This window comes from Pseudomonas sp. YA1 (assembly GCF_058680555.1).
This window is the reverse complement of the sequence record NZ_JBZWBG010000008.1, coordinates 236,140-255,719: the sequence shown is the minus strand read 5'-3', so window position 1 is coordinate 255,719 and position 19,580 is coordinate 236,140. Positions and strand designations below refer to the sequence as shown.

19 protein-coding genes are annotated in these 19,580 nt (G+C 66.7%); all 19 read right to left on the bottom strand.

Annotated elements, in window-relative coordinates; all coding sequences use genetic code 11:
* Positions 1 to 40: 40 nt before the first annotated feature.
* Positions 41 to 829 (bottom strand): ParA family protein, encoded by a 789-nt coding sequence (locus tag AC4OR5_RS13765; RefSeq protein ID WP_003083092.1) that lies wholly within the window; start codon positions 827 to 829, stop codon positions 41 to 43.
* 94 nt (positions 830 to 923) lie between these two features.
* A complete protein-coding gene (gene motD / locus AC4OR5_RS13760) occupies positions 924 to 1,814 on the bottom strand; it encodes a flagellar motor protein MotD (protein WP_003083090.1) in 891 nt (296 codons plus the stop codon).
* 12 nt (positions 1,815 to 1,826) lie between these two features.
* Entirely contained in the window at positions 1,827 to 2,567 is a 741-nt protein-coding gene (locus tag AC4OR5_RS13755) for a flagellar motor protein (protein ID WP_003083089.1), read from the bottom strand.
* Between the two features lie 88 nt (positions 2,568 to 2,655).
* Positions 2,656 to 3,762, bottom strand: coding sequence for a protein-glutamate methylesterase/protein-glutamine glutaminase (locus AC4OR5_RS13750; protein WP_003087115.1), 1,107 nt, complete (start codon positions 3,760 to 3,762; stop codon positions 2,656 to 2,658).
* Positions 3,763 to 3,815: 53 nt separating this feature from the next.
* On the bottom strand, positions 3,816 to 6,077 hold the full coding sequence (locus AC4OR5_RS13745) for a chemotaxis protein CheA (RefSeq protein ID WP_033989342.1): 2,262 nt from the start codon (positions 6,075 to 6,077) through the stop codon (positions 3,816 to 3,818).
* Between the two features lie 200 nt (positions 6,078 to 6,277).
* Positions 6,278 to 7,066 (bottom strand): protein phosphatase CheZ, encoded by a 789-nt coding sequence (locus AC4OR5_RS13740; RefSeq protein ID WP_003083075.1) that lies wholly within the window; start codon positions 7,064 to 7,066, stop codon positions 6,278 to 6,280.
* A gap of 19 nt (positions 7,067 to 7,085) precedes the next feature.
* A complete protein-coding gene (locus AC4OR5_RS13735; RefSeq protein WP_003083073.1) occupies positions 7,086 to 7,460 on the bottom strand; it encodes a chemotaxis response regulator CheY in 375 nt (124 codons plus the stop codon).
* A gap of 101 nt (positions 7,461 to 7,561) precedes the next feature.
* Positions 7,562 to 8,305: an RNA polymerase sigma factor FliA gene (gene fliA / locus AC4OR5_RS13730; protein WP_003083070.1), complete on the bottom strand. Its 744-nt coding sequence runs from the start codon at positions 8,303 to 8,305 to the stop codon at positions 7,562 to 7,564.
* Positions 8,302 to 9,144 (bottom strand): flagellar synthesis regulator FleN, encoded by an 843-nt coding sequence (fleN, locus tag AC4OR5_RS13725; RefSeq protein WP_003083064.1) that lies wholly within the window; start codon positions 9,142 to 9,144, stop codon positions 8,302 to 8,304. Before fleN ends, fliA begins: the two co-directional genes overlap by 4 nt.
* 138 nt (positions 9,145 to 9,282) lie before the next feature.
* The gene (gene flhF / locus AC4OR5_RS13720) at positions 9,283 to 10,572 is read right to left on the bottom strand and encodes a flagellar biosynthesis GTPase FlhF (protein ID WP_003087102.1); all 1,290 of its coding nucleotides are present in this window, start codon (positions 10,570 to 10,572) and stop codon (positions 9,283 to 9,285) included.
* Between the two features lie 83 nt (positions 10,573 to 10,655).
* Positions 10,656 to 12,779, bottom strand: coding sequence for a flagellar biosynthesis protein FlhA (flhA, locus tag AC4OR5_RS13715; protein ID WP_003087100.1), 2,124 nt, complete (start codon positions 12,777 to 12,779; stop codon positions 10,656 to 10,658).
* A 139-nt stretch (positions 12,780 to 12,918) separates the two neighbouring features.
* The gene (locus tag AC4OR5_RS13710) at positions 12,919 to 14,271 is read right to left on the bottom strand and encodes a TPM domain-containing protein (RefSeq protein ID WP_043104697.1); all 1,353 of its coding nucleotides are present in this window, start codon (positions 14,269 to 14,271) and stop codon (positions 12,919 to 12,921) included.
* Between the two features lie 32 nt (positions 14,272 to 14,303).
* On the bottom strand, positions 14,304 to 15,566 hold the full coding sequence (locus tag AC4OR5_RS13705) for a TPM domain-containing protein (protein WP_058160346.1): 1,263 nt from the start codon (positions 15,564 to 15,566) through the stop codon (positions 14,304 to 14,306).
* A gap of 72 nt (positions 15,567 to 15,638) precedes the next feature.
* On the bottom strand, positions 15,639 to 16,775 hold the full coding sequence (gene flhB, locus AC4OR5_RS13700; protein WP_003083056.1) for a flagellar biosynthesis protein FlhB: 1,137 nt from the start codon (positions 16,773 to 16,775) through the stop codon (positions 15,639 to 15,641).
* A 2-nt stretch (positions 16,776 to 16,777) separates the two neighbouring features.
* Positions 16,778 to 17,554 (bottom strand): flagellar biosynthetic protein FliR, encoded by a 777-nt coding sequence (gene fliR, locus AC4OR5_RS13695; protein WP_003133221.1) that lies wholly within the window; start codon positions 17,552 to 17,554, stop codon positions 16,778 to 16,780.
* Complete coding sequence (gene fliQ, locus AC4OR5_RS13690; protein WP_003083053.1) at positions 17,554 to 17,823, bottom strand: flagellar biosynthesis protein FliQ; 270 nt, start codon at positions 17,821 to 17,823, stop codon at positions 17,554 to 17,556. Before fliQ ends, fliR begins: the two co-directional genes overlap by 1 nt.
* Positions 17,824 to 17,867: 44 nt before the next feature.
* The gene (gene fliP, locus AC4OR5_RS13685) at positions 17,868 to 18,635 is read right to left on the bottom strand and encodes a flagellar type III secretion system pore protein FliP (RefSeq protein WP_003083052.1); all 768 of its coding nucleotides are present in this window, start codon (positions 18,633 to 18,635) and stop codon (positions 17,868 to 17,870) included.
* Positions 18,632 to 19,084, bottom strand: a complete 453-nt coding sequence (fliO, locus tag AC4OR5_RS13680; protein WP_003083051.1) for a flagellar biosynthetic protein FliO — start codon at positions 19,082 to 19,084, stop codon at positions 18,632 to 18,634. The genes fliP and fliO overlap by 4 nt, the downstream gene beginning before the upstream one ends.
* Before the next feature lies 1 nt (position 19,085).
* Positions 19,086 to 19,559, bottom strand: coding sequence for a flagellar motor switch protein FliN (gene fliN, locus AC4OR5_RS13675; RefSeq protein WP_003083049.1), 474 nt, complete (start codon positions 19,557 to 19,559; stop codon positions 19,086 to 19,088).
* Positions 19,560 to 19,580: the final 21 nt, after the last annotated feature.

Here is a 19,580-nt window from a genome sequence, read left to right as displayed (position 1 = left end):
CGGCTTGAATGCGCCTGTCGGCGCGGCGACCGGCGCGCCATCAGGCCACCCGGGTGGCCGGCTGCTGCGCCAGCAGATGCTTGAGCAAGGCGCGGTAGGCGATCACCCCGCGACTCTTGCCGTCGTGTTGCGACGGCGTGACCCCGGCCCGGCTGGCATCGCGCAGGCGGGTATCGATGGGAATGAACGCCTGCCACAGGTTGTCCGGGTAGTTCTCGTTGAGAATCCGCAGCGTGCTCAGCGAAGCCTGGGTCCGCCGATCGAACAGCGTAGGTACGATGGTATAGGGCAACGCCTGTTTGCGCGACCGGTTGATCATCGCCAGGGTGTTGACCATCCGCTCCAGCCCTTTCACCGCGAGGAACTCGGTCTGCACCGGAATCACCAGGTGCTGGCTGGCGGCCAGGGCATTGACCATCAGCACGCCGAGCAGCGGCGGGCTGTCGATGATCGCATGGTCGAAATCCTGCCAGAGCTGCGCCAGGCTTTTCGAGACCACCAGGCCGAGACCGCTCTTGCCAGGCGACTGGCGCTCCAGGGTGGCCAGCGCGGTACTCGACGGCAGCAGGGAGATGCGTTCGTTGCTGGTGCTGCGCAGCAGCGAGGCCGGCAGCCCCTCGGGGACGTTGCCCTGGTGCAGGAACAGGTCGAAGGCGCTGTGCTCGAGGGTGTCCGGGTCATAGCCGAAATAGCTGGTCATCGAGCCGTGGGGGTCCAGGTCGACCACGACCACGCGCTTGCCGGCATCCGCCAGCAGGCCGGCCAGGGCGATGGACGAGGTGGTCTTGCCGACCCCTCCTTTCTGATTGGCGACTGCCCAGACTTTCATTGCTCTACTCTTCCTGGCATGGGTCTACCCGGTTGGGGCCGCGCTAATGGCCAGTTCGGCCCCGGCGCCCGTACGCAAACCATGGTTCGCGCGCTCATGGCGAAGGCGACGGGGAATTGACGGTTGCCGGCGCGGGCGCCGGCGTACCGCCAGTATCTGCAGCTTGCGTGCCAGCTGCCGAGCCTGCGTGGCGGAGTGCCGAATCCGGCTGCGCCTTGCCGCTGCCGACCCCGCTGACGCTGCGCCGTACCTCCAGGTTGCGCGAGATCACCAGCACCACCCGGCGGTTCTTCGCCCGCCCTTCGGCGCTGGCATTGTCTGCCACCGGTTGAAATTCACCATAGCCCACCGCAGCCATCCGCGACGGCTCGACCCCATCGTTGCCGAGCAGGCGGACGATGCTCGCCGCCCGCGCCGCCGACAGTTCCCAGTTGGTGGGATAGCGCGGGCTATGGATCGGCACGTCGTCGGTGAAGCCCTCGACATGGATCGGGTTCTTGTAGGGCGCCAGGATCTTGGCGACCTTCTCGACGATATCGAAGGCGGCATCGTTGGGCAGCGCATCGCCGCTGGGAAACAGCAGGCTGGAATTGAGGGTGATCTCGATCCACAGCTCGTTGCCGCGCACGCTCAACTGGTCGGAGGCGATCAAGTCGCCGAAGGCATCGCGCACGCTGTCGGCGATCCGCTCCAGCGAGTCGGCGCTGGCCGCGTTGTCGCTGGGCTGCTCCTCGACGCTGGTGCGCTCCGGCTCAGTGGTGCGCGGCCGCTCGTCGCCGATGGGAATCGGCTTCAACGAGCGGTCGGGCTGGTTGAACACGCCGGTGAGGGTCTCCGAGAGGATCTTGTACTTGCCCTCGTTGATCGAGGAAATCGAATACATCACCACGAAGAAGGCGAACAACAGGGTGATGAAATCGGCATAGGAAACCAGCCAGCGTTCGTGGTTCTCGTGTTCCTCCTGGTGGCGACGGCGACGCTGCATGCTCGGCTCCGGTCAGTCCATGAAGCCTTGCAGCTTCAACTCGATGGAACGCGGGTTCTCGCCCTCGGCGATGGACAGCAGGCCCTCCAGGAGCATCTCGCGGTAGCGCGACTGGCGCAGCACCAGGGTTTTCAGCTTGTTGCCGATCGGCAGCAGGAGCAGGTTGGCGAAGCCGACCCCATAGATGGTGGCGACGAAGGCCACGGCGATGCCGCTGCCGAGCTGCGCCGGGTTGGCCAGGTTGCCCATCACATGGATCAGGCCCATTACCGCGCCGATGATGCCGATGGTCGGCGCATAGCCGCCCATGCTCTCGAACACCTTGGCGGCCTGCAGGTCGCGGCTTTCCTGGGTGAACAGGTCGACCTCGAGGATGCTGCGGATGACTTCTGGCTCGGCGCCGTCCACCAGCAGTTGCAGGCCCTTGCGCGCATAGGGATCGGGCTCCGCGTCGGCGATGCTCTCCAGGCCGAGCAGGCCTTCCTTGCGCGCGGTCATGCTCCAGGAGACGATCCGGTCGATTCCCCCGGAAAGATCCTCGCGCGGCGGGAAGAACACCCAGCCGAGCATGCCCAGGCCGCGCTTGAGCACGTTCACCGGGGTCTGCAACAGCGCCGCGGCCAGGGTGCCGCCGATCACGATCAGCGCCGCCGGACCGTTGAGCAGGGCCCCCGCGTGGCCGCCCTCGAGGAAGTTGCCGCCGACGATGGCGACGAACGCCAGGATGATCCCGACCAGGCTGAGCACGTCCATCAGTGCGTCCCCTCGGCTCGGCGAAGGCGCGCGCAGGTCGTCACGTGGGTGGCCATCGAAGGCAGTCTCCTCATTCCTGCACGCACGCTTACTGGCACGCCTCGACCAGGTGCCGGCCGATGTCGTCGAGCCCGTACACCGCGTCCGCCAGGTTGGCCTTGACCACGGCCATCGGCATCCCGTAGATCACGCAACTGGCCTCGTCCTGCGCCCACACCTGGCTGCCGCCCTGCTTGAGCAGGCGCGCGCCCTCGCGTCCGTCGGCGCCCATGCCGGTGAGGACCACCGCCAGAACCTTGTCGTTGTAGGCCTTGGCCGCCGAGCCGAAGGTCACGTCGACGCAGGGCTTGTAGTTCAGGCGTTCGTCGCCGGGGAGGATGCGCACCGTGCCGCGGCCGTCGACCATCATCTGCTTGCCGCCCGGCGCCAGCAGCGCCAGGCCGGGACGCAGGATGTCGCCGTCCTCTGCTTCCTTGACGCTGATCCGGCACAGCTTGTCGAGGCGCTCGGCGAAAGCCTTGGTGAAGGCCGCCGGCATGTGCTGGATCAGCACCAGCGGCGCCGGGAAGTTGGCCGGCAACTGGGTCAGCACCCGCTGCAAGGCAACCGGTCCACCGGTGGAGGTACCGATCGCGACCAGCCGGTAGGCCTTGCGCTTCGGCGCCGCCGAGGTCGACGCCGGGGCCGGCGACGCGCCGGCACTGGCACGCGCGCTCGCGCCGAGGCTGGAGGACGACGCCGGCGCATGGCTGGACGAGGTGGCCGAAGGCAGCGGCGGCAGGCTGATCGAGCGACGATTGCTACGGGCGATGGTCAGGACCTTCTCGCAAAGCAACTGGCGGACCTTGTCCGGGTTGCGCGAGATGTCCTCGAAATTCTTCGGCAGGTAGTCGACCGCTCCGGCGTCCAGCGCATCCAGGGTCACCCGCGCGCCCTCGTGGGTCAGCGAGGAGAACATCAGGACCGGGGTCGGGCAACGCTGCATGATGTTGCGTACCGCGGTGATGCCGTCCATCAGCGGCATCTCGTAATCCATAGTGATCACATCGGGTCTCAGGGCCAGCGCCTGCTCGATGGCCTCGCGGCCATTGGTGGCGGTGCCGACCACCTGGATCTGTCCATCGGCGGAGAGAATCTCCGAGACACGGCGGCGGAAGAACCCCGAATCGTCCACCACCAGGACTTTGACTGCCATAGCTACTCCTCAGAGGGCGACGCTCCTGCGCCGCCGGAAACCCATACGCGGCGTCAGATGCGCCGTGCGTAACGCTTGAGCATGCTCGGCACATCGAGGATCAGGGCGATGCGCCCGTCCCCGGTGATGGTGGCGCCCGCCATGCCGGGGGTGCCCTGCAACATCTTGCCGAGTGGCTTGATCACCACTTCTTCTTGTCCCACCAACTGGTCGACGACGAAACCGATGCGCTGGGTGCCGACCGACAGGATCACCACGTGCCCCTCGCCCTGCTCCTCGTGGGCCGCGCTCGGCACCAGCCAGCGCTTGAGGTAGAACAGCGGCAAGGCCTTGTCGCGGACGATCACCACTTCCTGGCCATCCACGACATTGGTGCGCGACAGGTCAAGATGGAAGATTTCGTTGACGTTGACCAGCGGGAAGGCGAACGCCTGGCTGCCCAGCATCACCATAAGGGTAGGCATGATCGCCAGGGTCAGCGGCACCTTGATGACGATCTTCGAGCCGGACCCCTTCTGCGAGAACACGTTGACCGTGCCGTTGAGCTGGGAAATCTTGGTCTTCACCACGTCCATGCCGACGCCGCGGCCGGACACGTCGGAAATCTCGGTCTTGGTCGAGAAACCCGGGGCGAAGATCAGGTTGTAGCACTCCAGGTCGGTCAGGCGGTCCGCCGCATCGCGCTCCAGCAGGCCCTTCTCCACCGCCTTGTTGCGCAGCACCTCGGCGTCCATGCCCTTGCCGTCGTCGGTGATCATCAGGAGGATGTGGTCACCCTCCTGCTCCGCTGACAGCACCACCTGGCCGACCCGCGGCTTGCCGGCGGCCTCGCGCTCCTCCGGACTCTCGATGCCGTGGTCGACGGCGTTGCGCACCAGGTGCACCAGCGGATCGGCGAGGGCCTCGACCAGGTTCTTGTCGAGGTCGGTCTCTTCGCCCACCAGCTCCAGGTTGATCTCTTTCTTCATGTTCCGCGCCAGGTCGCGAACCAGGCGCGGGAAGCGGCCGAAGACCTTCTTGATCGGCTGCATGCGAGTCTTCATCACCGACATCTGCAGGTCGCCGGTGACCACGTCGAGGTTGGCCACGGCCTTGGCCATGGCCTCGTCGCCACTGTTCAGGCCCAGGCGCACCAGGCGGTTACGCACCAGCACCAGCTCGCCGACCATGTTCATGATCTCGTCGAGACGCGCCGTATCCACCCGCACGGTGGTCTCCGCCTCGCTCGCCGCCGGCCTGTCGGGCGCCGCCGGACGCGCGGCGGCGGCCTTGGCCGGAGCGACCGGTTTCGCCGCGGGACTCTTCGCCGCGATGTTCTTGGCTACCGCCGCGGCGGCCGCCACGGCCTCGGAGGCGCCGTTGAACTTGCCCTTGCCGTGCAGTTCGTCGAGCAGCGACTCGAACTCGTCGTCGCTGATCTCATCGCCGCCCGCGGCGGCCGGCGCCTTGCCCGGCTCCGCCGGCGCAGCCGCTGGAGCCGCGGCAGCCGGTGCGGCGGGTGTGCCGGCGGCTTCCGGGACATCGCCGAACTTGCCCTTGCCGTGCAGTTCGTCGAGCAGCGCCTCGAACTCGTCGTCGCTGATATCGTCACCAGCGGCAGCCGCGGCCGGCTCGACCGCCTCGGCGGGGACTTGCGCAGGCTCGGCCGAGACCGCCGGCGGGACGAACTTGCCCTTGCCGTGCAACTGGTCGAGCAACGCCTCGAACTCGGCGTCGCTGATCTCGTCGCCAGCGGGAGCCGCGGGCGCTTCTGCAACGGCGGAGGCCGGCGCTTCGTCGCCCTGGAGAGCATCCAGCAACTGCTCGAACTCGTCGTCGGTGATATCGCTGGAGGCACTCTGCGCGGGCGCTTCCGGCGGCGCCGCAGGCTCGGCTGGCGGAACGGCCGCTGGCGGCGCTTGCACAGGTTCCGCGGGCGCGGCGCCCTCGGGCTCGGCCAGGCGGGCAAGGGCCGCCAGCAGTTCGGGCGTCGCCGGGGTCGGTTCGGACTGCTCGCGCACTTGGTCGAACATCGCGTTGACCGTATCCAGCGCCTGCAGCACCACATCCATCAGTTCGGAGCTGACGCGCCGCTCGCCCTTGCGCAGGATATCGAAGACGTTTTCCGCAATGTGGCAGCATTCCACCAGCGCGTTCAGCTGGAGGAAGCCGGCACCGCCCTTGACCGTATGGAACCCACGGAAAATGGCATTGAGCAGGTCCATGTCGTCCGGCCGGCTCTCCAGCTCGACCAGTTGCTCGGACAATTGCTCGAGAATCTCGCCGGCCTCAACCAGGAAGTCCTGGAGGATTTCTTCATCGGCGTCGAAGCTCATTCGGCTGCTCCCAGAGACGTGTTACTCGAAAGGATCGGCAGGACCGCTGTCCTGCCGGAAATACCGGCCCGGCTTTCCGGACCGACTTCAGCCCGCCCGCCGGGATCATCGGCATGACGAAGGCTGTGCCGGCAGCCCGCGGATGCCAGCGTTCAATGCTTACTTAACGGCAGCGATGCCGCAGTCTTGAGCCGGGCGGGTCAGAAACCCAGGCTGGACAGCAGATCGTCCACGTCATCCTGCCCGGACACCACATCCTCTCGTTTTTCCGCGGCGACCTGCGGCCCCTCGCCCTTGGCCGAACGCTCCAGCGCGGCCTGGTGGCGCATGCTCACGTGGTCGTGCTCGATTCCGGCGTAACGGTCCACCTGGCCGGCCATCCAGACCAGCTTCACGAGGTTGCTCTCGACCTCGGTGACCAGCTTGGTGACACGCTTGATCACCTGGCCGGTCAGGTCCTGGTAATCCTGCGCCAGCAGGATGTCATTGAGCTGCGAGGACAACTGGCCGGCGTTCTCGCCGCTGCGCACGAGGAACTGTTCGATGCGCTTGGCCAGCTCGCGGAAGCCGTCGGCGTCGATTTCCCGGCGCATGAAGCGTTGCCACTCCTGGTGCAGCTCCCGCGAATCGTCGCCCAGTTGGTTGACCAGCGGGGCGCTCTGCTCCACCAGGTCCATGGTCCGGTTGGCGGCCTTCTCGGTCATTTCCACCACGTAGGAAAGACGATCGGTGGCATCGGCGATCTGCGACATTTCCTGCGCGTGGGGGGAATGCGGGTCGATCTGGAAATCGACGATGGCGTTGTGCAGTTCGCGGGTCAGCTTGCCCACTTCCTGGTAGAGGCCACGGTCCCTGGCCTGGCTGAGCTCCTGGATCAATTGCACCGCCTGCTGGAAGTGCCCCCGTTCGAGACAGTCCACCAGTTCGCGCGCGTGTTTTTTCAGGGTCGATTCGAATTCGTCGCCCGTGGAATCGTTACCAAGCACCATGACACCCTCTTGGCCGGCTTCAGCCGTTGACCCGCTCGAAAATCTTCTCGATCTTTTCCTTCAGGACCTGAGCGGTGAAGGGTTTGACCACATAGCCGTTGACCCCGGCCTGGGCCGCTTCGATGATCTGGTCGCGCTTGGCCTCGGCGGTGACCATCAGCACCGGCAGGTGCTTGAGGCGCTCGTCGGCGCGAACCGCGCGCAGCAGATCGATGCCGGTCATGCCCGGCATGTTCCAGTCGGTGACGAGAAAGTCGAAATTGCCGCTGTGCAGCATCGGCAGCGCCGTGGTGCCGTCGTCGGCCTCGGCGGTATTGGTGAAGCCCAAGTCCCGCAAGAGGTTCTTGATGATGCGTCTCATCGTGGAAAAGTCGTCCACGATGAGAATTTTCATGTTCTTGTCCAAGTAAACCTCCGTACAGACCAGAGCGCGCCCCAGGGGACGCGCCACACATTCTTTTGCGTTAACGGTTACAAGCTGCGGTCGAGGCCGGTTCAGGCCGACCGCCAATCGGCCAGGCGCGCACGCAAACGCGCGGCGCACTGGCTGTGCAACTGGCTGACCCGCGATTCGCTGACGCCCAGTACCTCGCCGATCTCCTTGAGGTTGAGTTCCTCGTCGTAATACAACGCCAGCACCAGGCGCTCGCGCTCCGGCAACTTGGCGATGGCATCCGCCAGGGCCGCCTGAAAACGTTCGTCGAGCAGGCCGTGGATCGGTTCGTTGTGACTGAGGCTGGTGTCTTCCGGCAATCCATGTTCGCCGTCCTGCAACAGGTCGTCGAAGCTGTACAGGCGGCTGCCCTGCGTGTCGCTGAGGATGCCGTAGTAATCTTCGAGGCTCAATTGGAGTTCGGCAGCAACTTCGTGATCTTTAGCGTCGCGTCCGGTTCTCGCCTCGATCGCGCGGATCGCGTCGGTCACCATGCGCGTGTTGCGGTGCACCGAACGCGGCGCCCAGTCGCCCTTGCGGACCTCGTCGAGCATGGCCCCACGGATGCGGATGCCGGCATAGGTCTCGAAGCTGGCGCCCTTGCCGGCGTCGTATTTCTTCGCGGCCTCGAGCAGGCCGATCATGCCGGCCTGCATCAGGTCCTCCACCTGCACGCTGGCCGGCAGGCGGCCGAGCAGGTGATAGGCGATGCGCTTGACCAGTGGTGCGTAACGCTGGATCAGTTGCTCCTGGGAGTTCTGCGCTTGCGCCTTGCTATACATACGCACTCCAGAGGCCGCTGTCATACGGCCGAACCTGTCGCGGGGTGTTGGACCAGTCGTTCGACGAAGAACTCCAGGTGCCCGCGCGGGTTGGCCGGCAGCGGCCAGCTGTCGACCTTCTGCGCGACCGCCTTGAAGGCCAGGGACGCCTTCGAGCGGGGGAATGCCTCGTATACGGCTCGCTGTTTCTGCACGGCCTTGCGTACCGACTCGTCGTAAGGGATGACACCTACATACTGTAGTGCGACGTCGAGGAAACGGTCAGTGACCTTGGTCAGTTTGGCGAACAGGTTGCGTCCTTCCTGCGGGCTGTGGGCCATGTTGGCCAGGACCCGGAAGCGAGTCATGCCGTGGTCGCGGTTGAGCAGCTTGATCAGGGCGTAGGCATCGGTGATCGAGGTCGGCTCGTCGCAGACGACCAGCAGCACCTCCTGCGCGGCGCGGACGAAACTGACCACCGAATCGCCGATTCCGGCGGCAGTGTCGACGACCAGGACATCGAGGTTGTCGCTGATATCGCTGAACGCCTGGATCAGCCCCGCATGCTGCATGGGCGAGAGGTGCACCATGCTCTGCGTGCCGGAGGCCGCGGGAACGATGCGCACGCCACCGGGACCGAGGAGGAGGACATCGCGCAGTTCGCAGCGTCCCTCGATCACGTCGGCCAGGGTGCGCTTGGGCGTGAGTCCCAGCAGGACGTCGACGTTGGCCAGGCCGAGGTCGGCATCCAGCAGCATGACGCGACGGCCGAGATCGGCCAGAGCCAGTGCCAGGTTCACCGACACATTGGTCTTGCCGACGCCGCCCTTGCCGCCAGTTACTGCGATCACCTGTACGGGATGCATGCTACCCATCTGCTTCATACCTTGTGTTGTCGTCTTCCCGGAACGCCCCTTCCAGCGCTCTCCGGTATTGGCGGGAATGATGCGCCATCGTTCCCGGCCCGGCGGAAGCCACCTTCGCTTCCGTCACCCGCGCCACGCGCGGTTCTTCCCACGTCCTCAGCCGGCACGCCGCGCCGGTTGCTGGTAGAGCCCGGCGAACATCTCGGCCATGGCGTCCTCGCTGGGCTCTTCCGGTGCCTGCAGGCTCACCGCCCGGCTGACCAGTTGGTGACTGCGCGCCACCTGCAGGTCGTCCGGAATCCGCGGCCCATCCGCCAGATAGGCTACCGGGAGACGCTGGGCGATAGCCAGCGCCATCGATTCACCGAGGCTGCCCGCCTCGTCCAGCTTAGTCAGGATGCAACCCGCCAGCCCGCAGTGCCGATAGGTCTGGTAGGCCGACTTGAGCACCTGGCTCTGGCTGGTGGTGGCCATCACCAGGTAATTCTTCACGTTCAGGCTCGGCGACGCCAGTGCCTCGAGCTGCATGCGCAATGCCGGGTCGCTGGCCGGCAGGCCGGCGGTATCGATCAGCACCATGCGCTTGCGCGCCAGCGGCGCCAGGGCCTGGATCAGCGACTGGCCGGGATCGACCAGGGTCACCGGTACGTTGAGGATCCGACCGAGGGTCTTGATCTGCTCCTGGGCGCCGATCCGGTAGCTGTCCATGCTCACCAGCGCCAGGCTCTGGGCGCCGTACTTGAGGACGTAGCGCGCGGCCATCTTCGCCAGGGTGGTGGTCTTGCCGGCGCCTGCCGGGCCGACCAGGGCCAGTACGCCGCCCGCGTCGAGCGGGTCCTGCTCGGGGGTCTGCACGGCACGCGACAGGTGCGCCAACAGCATGCGCCAGGCCTGGCGCGTATCGCCCACCGCGGCGACCCGCTCCAGCAACGGCTTGCTCAGCTCCGCCGGCAAGCCCATGCGCTGCAGGCGCCGCCAGAGATTGGCCTGCTGCGGACGCTGGTGCTGCAACTGGCCCCAGGCGATGGAACCCAGTTGTACCTCGATCAGCTCGCGCAGGCCGTTCAGTTCGAAACGCATTGCCTCGAGGGTCTGGCCGCCCGCCTGGGGCTTGGCCTGCGCCGCCGTCATGGACTCGGCCAGGGACGGACGCGCCGGCTTCTCCTCGGCGAACAATTGACGGTCCTTGCGCTGGTTTTCCGCCGGACGCGCCGTCAATTCGGCGCGCGCCTCGGCGATCCGCGCCTGGGTCTTGCGCAGCTCCACTTCCAGCGCCGGGTTGGGCTTGCTCGGCGCCGGCGGGGCCTGGTAATCCAGCGCCGCGGTCAGCTCGATGCCGCCGGCGACCCGGCGGTTGCCGAGAATCGCGGCGTCCGGACCCAGTTCGTCGCGGACCAGTTTCATGGCCTGACGCATATCGGCGGCGAAGAAGCGTTTGACTTGCATTGCCCGAACCCCTCAGTTCAGTAGTCTTGCCGGCAACCTCAGGTTGCCCGGTGTGCCGGCCCTGGAGCCGGCGCAGCCCTCGTTCAGTTCTGCCCCACCGTCGCGACGATGGTGACTTGCTTGTTGTCCGGGATTTCCTGGTAGGCCAGCACATGCATGCTGGGCACCGCCATCCGCGCGAAGCGCGACATCATCGAGCGGATCGGCCCGGCAACCAGCAGGATCGCCGGCTTACCGAGCATCTCCTGGCGTTGCGCGCTCTCGATCAGCGAGCGTTGCAGCTTCTCGGCCATTCCCGGCTCCAGCAACATGCCGTCCTCGGAGCCTTGTCCGGCCTTCTGCATGCTGTTCAGCAAAATCTGTTCCAACCTCGGCTCGAGCGTGATCACAGGCAGCTCCGGCTCAAGCCCGACAATGCTTTGCACGATTGCGCGGGACAACGCGACGCGAACCGCGGCGACCATCGCGCCGGGATCTTGACTCCGCGGAGCGACGTTGGCGATGGCCTCGGCGATGGTACGGATGTCGCGCACCGGCACCTGCTCCTGGAGCAGCGCCTGCAGGACCTTGAGCAGGGTGGACAGGGAAATCAGCCCCGGCACCAGCTCTTCCGCCAGCTTCGGCGAGCTGCGCGCGAGCAATTGCAGGAGCTGCTGCACTTCTTCATGGCCCAGCAGCTCGTGGGCGTGCTTGTGCAGCACCTGATTCAGGTGAGTGGCGACCACGGTGCTCGCATCCACCACGGTGTAGCCCAGCGACTGCGCCTGGTCGCGCTGGCCGGGCTCGATCCATACCGCTTCCAGGCCGAAGGCCGGGTCCTTGCCGGCGATGCCGTTGAGGCTGCCGAATACCTGGCCGGGGTTGATCGCCAGCTCGCGATCGGGATAGATCTCCGCTTCGGCCACGCTGACCCCCATCAGGGTCAGGCGGTAGGCGTTGGGCAGCAGGTCGAGGTTGTCGCGGATGTGCACCGAGGGCATCAGGAAGCCCAGCTCCTGGGACAGCTTCTTGCGTACGCCCTTGATCCGCGCCAGCAGTTGCCCGCCCTGGTTGCGGTCGACCAGCGGGATCAGCCGGTAGCCGACTTCCAGGCCGACCATGTCCACCGGGGTGACATCGTCCCAGCCCAGTTCCTTGACCTCCTGGGCACGCTGCGCCGGCAGCAGCTCCTGCTGGCGCTGTACCTCCTGCTCGGCGACCTGCTTGGCCTTGTTCTGCCGGTGCCAGATCCAGTAGGCAGCAGCGCCGGCCAGGGCGCCGAGGCCGATGAAGGAAACATGCGGCATGCCCGGCACGGCGCCCATGGCGATCAGGATCGCCGCGGAAATCGCCAGCGCCTTGGGCGAGGCGAACATCTGCCGGTTGACCTGCTGGCCCATGTCCTCGGAACTGGAGACCCGCGTCACCATGATCGCCGCCGCGGTCGACAGCAGCAGCGACGGCAGTTGTGCCACCAGGCCGTCACCGATGGTCAGCAGGGCGTAGACCTTGCCGGCGTCGCCGAAGGACATCGAATGCTGGATCATGCCGATGGCGACGCCGCCGATCAGGTTGATGAAGAGAATCAGCAGGCCGGCGATGGCGTCACCGCGGACGAACTTGCTGGCACCGTCCATCGAACCGTAGAAGTCGGCCTCCTGGGCCACCTCGCTGCGGCGCTTCTTGGCTTCCTCCTGCTCGATCAGGCCGGCGTTGAGGTCGGCGTCGATGGCCATCTGCTTGCCGGGCATGGCATCCAGGGTGAAGCGCGCGCTGACTTCGGAAATCCGCCCGGCGCCCTTGGTCACCACCACGAAGTTGATGATCATGAGGATCGCGAACACCACCACCCCGACCACGTAGTTGCCGCCGATCACCACTTCGCCGAAGGCCTGGATCACCTTGCCTGCGGCGCCATGGCCGTCGTGGCCGTGGAGCAGCACCACGCGGGTCGAGGCAACGTTCAGCGCCAGGCGCAACAGGGTCGCCACCAGCAGGATGGTCGGGAACACGGCGAAGTCCAGCGGCCGCAGGGCGTACACGCAGACCAGCAGGACGACGATGGACAGGGCGATGTTGAAGGTGAACAGCACGTCCAGCAGGAATGGCGGGATCGGCAGGGTCATCATCGCCAGCATGGCCAGCAGCAGGATCGGCACGCCGAGGCTGCCGCGACCCAGCCCCGCCAGGTTGCTGCGCACATTGCTGATCAGTTGCGTGCGATCCACTCTCGACTCCCCTGCCCTGCGTATGGCGCCCGTAGGTGGGCGCCGAACAAACTTTTGACGCCGGAATGCGCGTCGGGCGGGTCATTGCAGGAACCGTTCCAACTTTTCAATTCATTGATTGAAAAAGGGTTTTCGCCAATCACCAACTGCCGGAGGCGCCACCGCCGCCACTCGAGCCTCCGCCGCCGGAGAACGAGTCCGAAGACGAACTGGACGAACTCGACGACGAGGAAGACGAGGACCCCGATGAGCTAGCGTAATCGCCGCCGCGCCGACGCCCTCCCCCCGAGCCGCCGGCGCTGAAATTGCAACCGATGAGCAGCGGCAGGCAAGCGGCGGGCAGGATGATCAACGCCTCGATGCTGTTCAGCGGGTCGTCCACCAGCAACAGCAGGCACTCCAGGGCCAGGGTCAGCAGCAGGCCGAGCAGGCCCGGCAGGTAGGCCCAGCGCCGTCCTCTGCGCAGCCCCTGCCAGGCACCGGCCAGCATCAGCAGGGTCAGCCCCAGCGAAAGCGGCACGGCCAATCCGTAATGGAGCACCGGCAGGCCATAACGGCCGTAGGCCCAGAACAGCCCCAGCGCATAGAGCACAAGAATGGCGAAGAACCAGCGGGCACCGCGCGAATACTTGAGCAAGGCGCCGAAGCCGACGCCCAGGACCGCCACCATCTCCGCCAGCGCCACCATCGCCCATGCTGGCCAGTGTCGCCCCAGCGCCAGCGCCGCAGCGAGCGCCACTACCGCACCCAGGGTCCAGTACCAGGCGCGCGGGCGTACCAGCAGCGCCACCCCGCCGAGAGCGCCGAGCAGGAATGCGATAGCCAGGGTCTGCCGTACCGCGCCGGGCTCCAGCGGGTCGCGCGGCGGCGGCGGCAACGCCTCGCCGTCGATCAGTCGTACCAGGCGCTGCGCCGCCGCTTCCAGGCCGCCGGCGTAGTCTTGCTGACGGAACGCAGGGGTCATGTATTCGCGGATGATCCGCCCGGCATCGATGTCGGTGATCGTTCCTTCCAGGCCATAGCCGACTTCGATGCGCATGCGCCGGTCGTCCTTCGCCACCAGCACCAGGACGCCGTCATCGATCCCCTTGCGCCCCAGCTTCCACGCCTCGAAGACCCGCGTCGCATAGGCCTCGATGCTGTCCGGATAGGTGCTGGGCACCATCAGGATCGCTACCTGGGCACCCTTCCGGGCCTCCAGCGCGGCCAGCGAAGCTTCCAGGCGGGCACGCTCGGCGGCGTCGAGGGTCGCGGTAAGGTCGGTCACCCGCCGCGCCGGCGCCGGAACCTCCGCGGACTCGTAGCCCGCATCGCGCGCTGCCTCGGCCTCGGCGCCGACCGCCGATGCCTCCACGGCCTCCTCCTCGACATCGGACGCTGCCACCGCGACGGTGACCGGCACCGTCGCGGTGGCAACGGAGGGAATCGCGGCGGCGCAGAGCAGCATGCCGAACAGCCGAAGCATGGCGAGATAACGCGTGATTGCAGACATCCTTGTCTCCGAATGAAATGAATGGGAACCCATTACCAACTGCCCGAGGCACCGCCTCCGCCGCTGGAACCACCGCCCCCGGAAAAGCCGCCGGACGACGAGGAGGAAGAGGAGGAGGAACCGCCGCCGGAGCTTCCCGACGAGCCTCCACCACCCCCACTCAGGCGTACCTGGCCGAACACCAGCAGCCCGAGCATGAGCTGGAACGGTAGCAGGGCCAGCCAGACCAGCGGTGCGTCCAGACCACCGGACAGCAATCCGAGCAGCAGGTAGGCCGCCAGCAACGCCCACAGTCGGCGGTGGAAACTTTTCCGCCGCTCGCGCCATAGCGAGCGCATCAGGCGGTAGTTCGACCAGCAGAGAACCGCCAGCATCAGCACCCCGGCCGGCCACAGCAGGCCGTAGATGAAGGACACCGCGCTGAACCAATGCGCCGCCAGCCCGAGCAGGGCTACATAGACCAGTACGCCGATCACCAGGTAGAAGGCCGGGCGCACCGTCCACAGCGCGCCGAAGGTCGCGCCGCCGACCAGCATGCACAGCGGAGCCACCAGCAGCACGCTCATCCACTCGCCGGAAGCGCCGGCCAGCGTGCCCAGCAGCCAGCAGAGCAGCGCCCCGCCGAGCAGCCAGGGCCAGCGCAGCGCCCGGGCACTCAACAGCACTCCGGCCAGCGCTCCGTAGATGAAAGCGACCAGCAGCGCCCAGGCTTCCGCCGGCAATGGCCCCAGCGAGACCTCCGGCGTACCCGACGACGACGCAGCCGCCGGCAGCGTTTCGCCGTCGACCAGGCGGATCAGCTCGTCCACCGCGGCCTCGATCCCGCCGGCGTAGTCGCCCTCGCGAAATGCCGGGGCCATCCGCTCGCGAATGATCCGTCCGGCGACCACATCGGGCACCGCACCCTCCAGGCCGTAGCCGACCTCGATGCGCATGCGCCGGTCATCCTTGGCCACCACCAGCAGCAGACCGTCGTCGACCGCCTTGCGGCCGAGCTTCCAGGCCTGGAACAGCTTGTCGGAGAAGGCTTCGATATCGAGGGTACCGGTAGTCGGCAGCATCACCAGCGCGATCTGCGCGCCGCGTCGCCGCTCCAGCGCCTCGAGCTTCTCCACCAGGCGTTGGCGCGTCGCCTCGTCCAGCGTGTGGGTGGCATCCACCACCCGCTCCGACAGGGGCAAGGCGACCCATTCCGCCGGCGCTTCGGCGTGCGCAGGCATCCAGGGCAGCAGCCAGGCCAGGGCGAGCAACAGGAGGACAGGCGGGAAAATACGATCAGACAGGGTTCGATCCATGAACGGCAAAGCTCTCATCCCGAGCGGGTATCGGCCAAGGCTGCCACAGCGCGGCACGCAGCTCCAGCCCGGTCACTCGTCGCGACGCAGGTCCGGCGGGATCGGCAGGTCCTTCAACGGGCTCGGCCGCTTGCCCTTGCCGGCCTGGTACTGCTTGAGCTGGTAGACATAGGCCAGCACCTGGGCCACGGCGAGATAGAGCCCGGCGGGAATCTCCTGGTCCAGCTCGGTGGAGTAGTACACCGCTCGCGCCAGCGCCGGCGACTCCATGACCATCACCTTGTGCTCCTGGGCCACCTCGCGGATCTTCAGGGCCAGGAAATCGTTGCCCTTGGCCAGCAGCAGCGGCGCCCCGCCGCCCGCCGGGTCGTACTTCAGGGCCACGGCGAAGTGGGTCGGGTTGGTGATCACCACGTCGGCCTCCGGCACCGCCGCCATCATCCGTCTCTGCGCCATCTCGCGCTGCATCTGGCGGATCTTCGACTTGACCTCGGGCTTGCCCTCGGAGTCCTTGTATTCGTCGCGCACTTCCTGCTTGGTCATCAGCAGCTTCTGGCGGTTGTCCCAGATCTGGTAGGGCACGTCCACCGCGGCGATCAGCAGCAGGCTGCAGGCCATCCAGAAGGCGCTCCAGCCGACCACCCGCACGCTGTGCAGAATCGCCTGCTCGAGCGGCTGGTGCGCCAGGGCCAGAAGGGCGTCGCGGTCGGCGGAGAGCACCAGCAGGGCCACCGCCAGCACCACCAGGAACTTGATCAGCGCCTTGCTCAGTTCGAGCAGCGACTTGGCGGAAAACATCCGTTTCAGCCCCGACAGCGGGTTGAGCCGGCTGAACTTGGGTTGCAGGGCGTCCATCGAGAACAGCCAGCCGCCGAGGGCGATCGGCCCGACGATCGCCGCCACCAGCAGCATCAGCAGGATCGGCCAGAGCCCCTGGGCCGCCAGGTAGGCCGAAGCGCCGAGCAATTGCAGCATGCTCTCGGTATTCATCGCGGTTTCCCGGGACAGCTCGAAATTGCTGCGCATCAGGCGCAACAGGGCGCCCGCCAGGTCGGCGCCGTAGATCAGCAGGCCGCCAGCGCCGGCCATGAGGATGGCCAGGGTGTTCAGCTCCCGCGAACGCGGCAACTGCCCTTTCTCGCGCGCCTCGCGGCGGCGTTTCTCCGTGGGTTCCTCTGTCTTGTCCTGCCCGCTCTCGCTCTCGGCCATGGCTACCTCGCCCGCACCAGTTCACGGAGGAATTGCAGGGCCTCGCCGGCCAGCACCTGGTACTGGCTGAGCAGGTCGGCGGTGCCGATCCAGAGGATCACCAGGCCCAGCACCAGGGTCAATGGAAAGCCGATGGAGAAGATGTTCAGTTGCGGCGCCGCGCGGGTCATGGCGCCGAAGGCGAGGTTCACCACCAGCAGCGCGGTGATCGCCGGCAGCGCCAGCAGCAGCGCTGCGCCCATCACCCAGCCGAGCTTGCCGGCGATGATCCAGAAATGGTTGCCGCTCAGGCCCTCGCCCACCGGCAGGGTGACGAAGCTCTCGGCGATCACCTCGAACACTACCAGGTGGCCGTTCATCGCCAGGAACAGCAGCGTCACCAGCATGGTGAAGAACTGGCCGAGCACCGGCACCGAGACGCCGTTGGCCGGGTCGACCATGGAAGCGAAGCCCAGGCCCATCTGCATCGAGATGATCTGCCCGGCGATCACGAAGGCGTGGAACAGCAACTGCAGGGAAAAGCCGAGCAAGGCGCCGACCAGGATCTGCTCGCCGATCAGCAGCATGGCCTTCATGCTCAGCGCGTCCACCTGCGGCATCGGCGGCAGGTTCGGCACCAGCACCACGCAGACGCCCAGCGCCAGGTAGAGGCGCACCCGCACCGGCACCAGCTGGGTGCCGATCACCGGCATGGTCATCAGCAGCGCCGCGACCCGGAACAGCGGCAGCACGAAGCTGGCGATCCAGCCGCCGATCTGTGCGTTGGTCAGCTCCAGCATCAGCCGATCAGCAGCGGGATGTTGCCGATCAGCGTCTGGGTGTATTCCATCAGCTGCCGCAGCAGCCAGGGGCCCAGCACGATCAGGGTGAGCAGGATCACCATCAGGCGCGGCAGGAAGCTCAGGGTCTGTTCGTTGATCTGGGTGGCGGCCTGGAACATCGCCACCACTAGACCGACCAGCAGGCTCGGAACCACCAGCACGCCGACGATCATCGCCGTCAGCCACAACGCCTCGCGGAACAGGTCGAGTGCCACCTCAGGGGTCATGTCTCTCTCCAGCGCGCCAGCGGCGCGTCAAGCCGGCGGCACCGCTAGACGGTGCCGAAACTGCCCGCCAGCGTCCCGATGATCAGCGCCCAGCCATCCACCAGGACGAACAGCATGATCTTGAACGGCAGGGAAATGATCAGCGGCGACAGCATCATCATGCCCATCGCCATCAGCACGCTGGACACCACCAGGTCGATGATCAGGAACGGGATGAAGATCATGAAGCCGATCTGGAACGCGGTCTTCAGCTCGGACGTGACGAAGGCCGGGACCAGGATGGTCAGCGGCGTCGCCTCCGGGCTGCCGATGTCGGTGCGCTTGGACAGGCGCACGAACAGCTCCAGGTCGGAGGTGCGAGTCTGCGCCAGCATGAACGCCTTCAGCGGTACCTCGGCCTTTTGCAGGGCTTCCTGGGCGGGAATCTGCTCGTTCAGGTAGGGCTGCAGGGCCTGGCTGTTGATCTTGTCGAACACCGGGGCCATGACGAACATGGTCAGGAACAGCGCCAGCCCCACCAGCACCTGGTTCGACGGCGTCGATTGCAGGCCCAGCGCCTGGCGCAGGATGGAGAAGACGATGATGATCCGGGTGAAGCTGGTCATCAGCATGACGAACGCCGGGATGAAGCTCAGCGCGGTCATGATCAGCAGGATCTGCAGGCTGACCGAATACTCCTGCTGGCCCTGGCCGTTGGTGGTCACGGTGATCGCCGAGATCGATGTCGGGTCGGCGGCCAGCGCCGGCCACGGCGCCAGCAACAGGAGGCAGAGCGCGGCGAGCGCGCCGGCCAGGGAGATGCGCGGAGTCATGGCTTGCCCTTGGGGTCCTTGTTCAGCAGCTCCAGCAGGCGCTGGGCGAATTCCGGCGTGGCCGGCTCGCCGTCCGGCAGGTGTACCGGCTCCTTGAGCACGTGCAACGGCGTGATCCGGCCGGGCGTCAGGCCGAGCAGGATCTGCTCCTCGCCGACCTGCACCAGCACCAGCCGGTCGCGCGGACCCAGCGGCTGGCTGGCGAGGGTGCGGATCAAGCGGTTGCCGCGCGGACCGGCCTGTTGCACCCGGCGCACCAGCCAGGCGAGCAGGAAGATCAGGCCGATCACCAGGCCCAGGCCGAGCACCAGTTGGGCCAGTTGCGCGGCGGCGCCGGAAGCGGCGCCCACCGTCGGCGCGGCGGCACCCGTCGTCCCCTCGGCGGCGCACAGCGGCGCGCTCAGCGAGGCGAGTGCCGGCAGGAAGCCGGCGAACAGGTAGCGACGCATGTCAGCGCAGCTTCTTGATGCGTTCGCTGGGACTGATCACGTCGGTCAGGCGGATGCCGAACTTCTCGTTCACCACCACCACCTCGCCGTGGGCGATCAGGGTGCCGTTGACCAGTACGTCCAGCGGCTCGCCGGCCAGGCGATCGAGTTCGATCACCGACCCCTGGTTCAGCTGCAGCAGGTTGCGGATGCTGATGTCGGTATGCCCGACTTCCATGGAGATGGTCACCGGGATGTCCAGGATCACATCCAGGTTGGGCCCCTCCAGGCCGGAAATGGTCGGTGCCTTCGGCGAAGCGCCGAACTCTTCCATCGGCGCCCGCGGGGTACTCGGCTCCGCCACGGGAGTCGCGCCGCCCTGGGCCATCAGCGCATCGATGTCGTCCTGGCTGGCGTCGCCCGCCTCGGCCAGCGCCGCCGCCCACTCGTCGGCCAGTGCCTGTTCCTCGGTGGTCACTTTTTCTTCGTCTGCCATGGTTCGTCTTTCCTCCGGGGG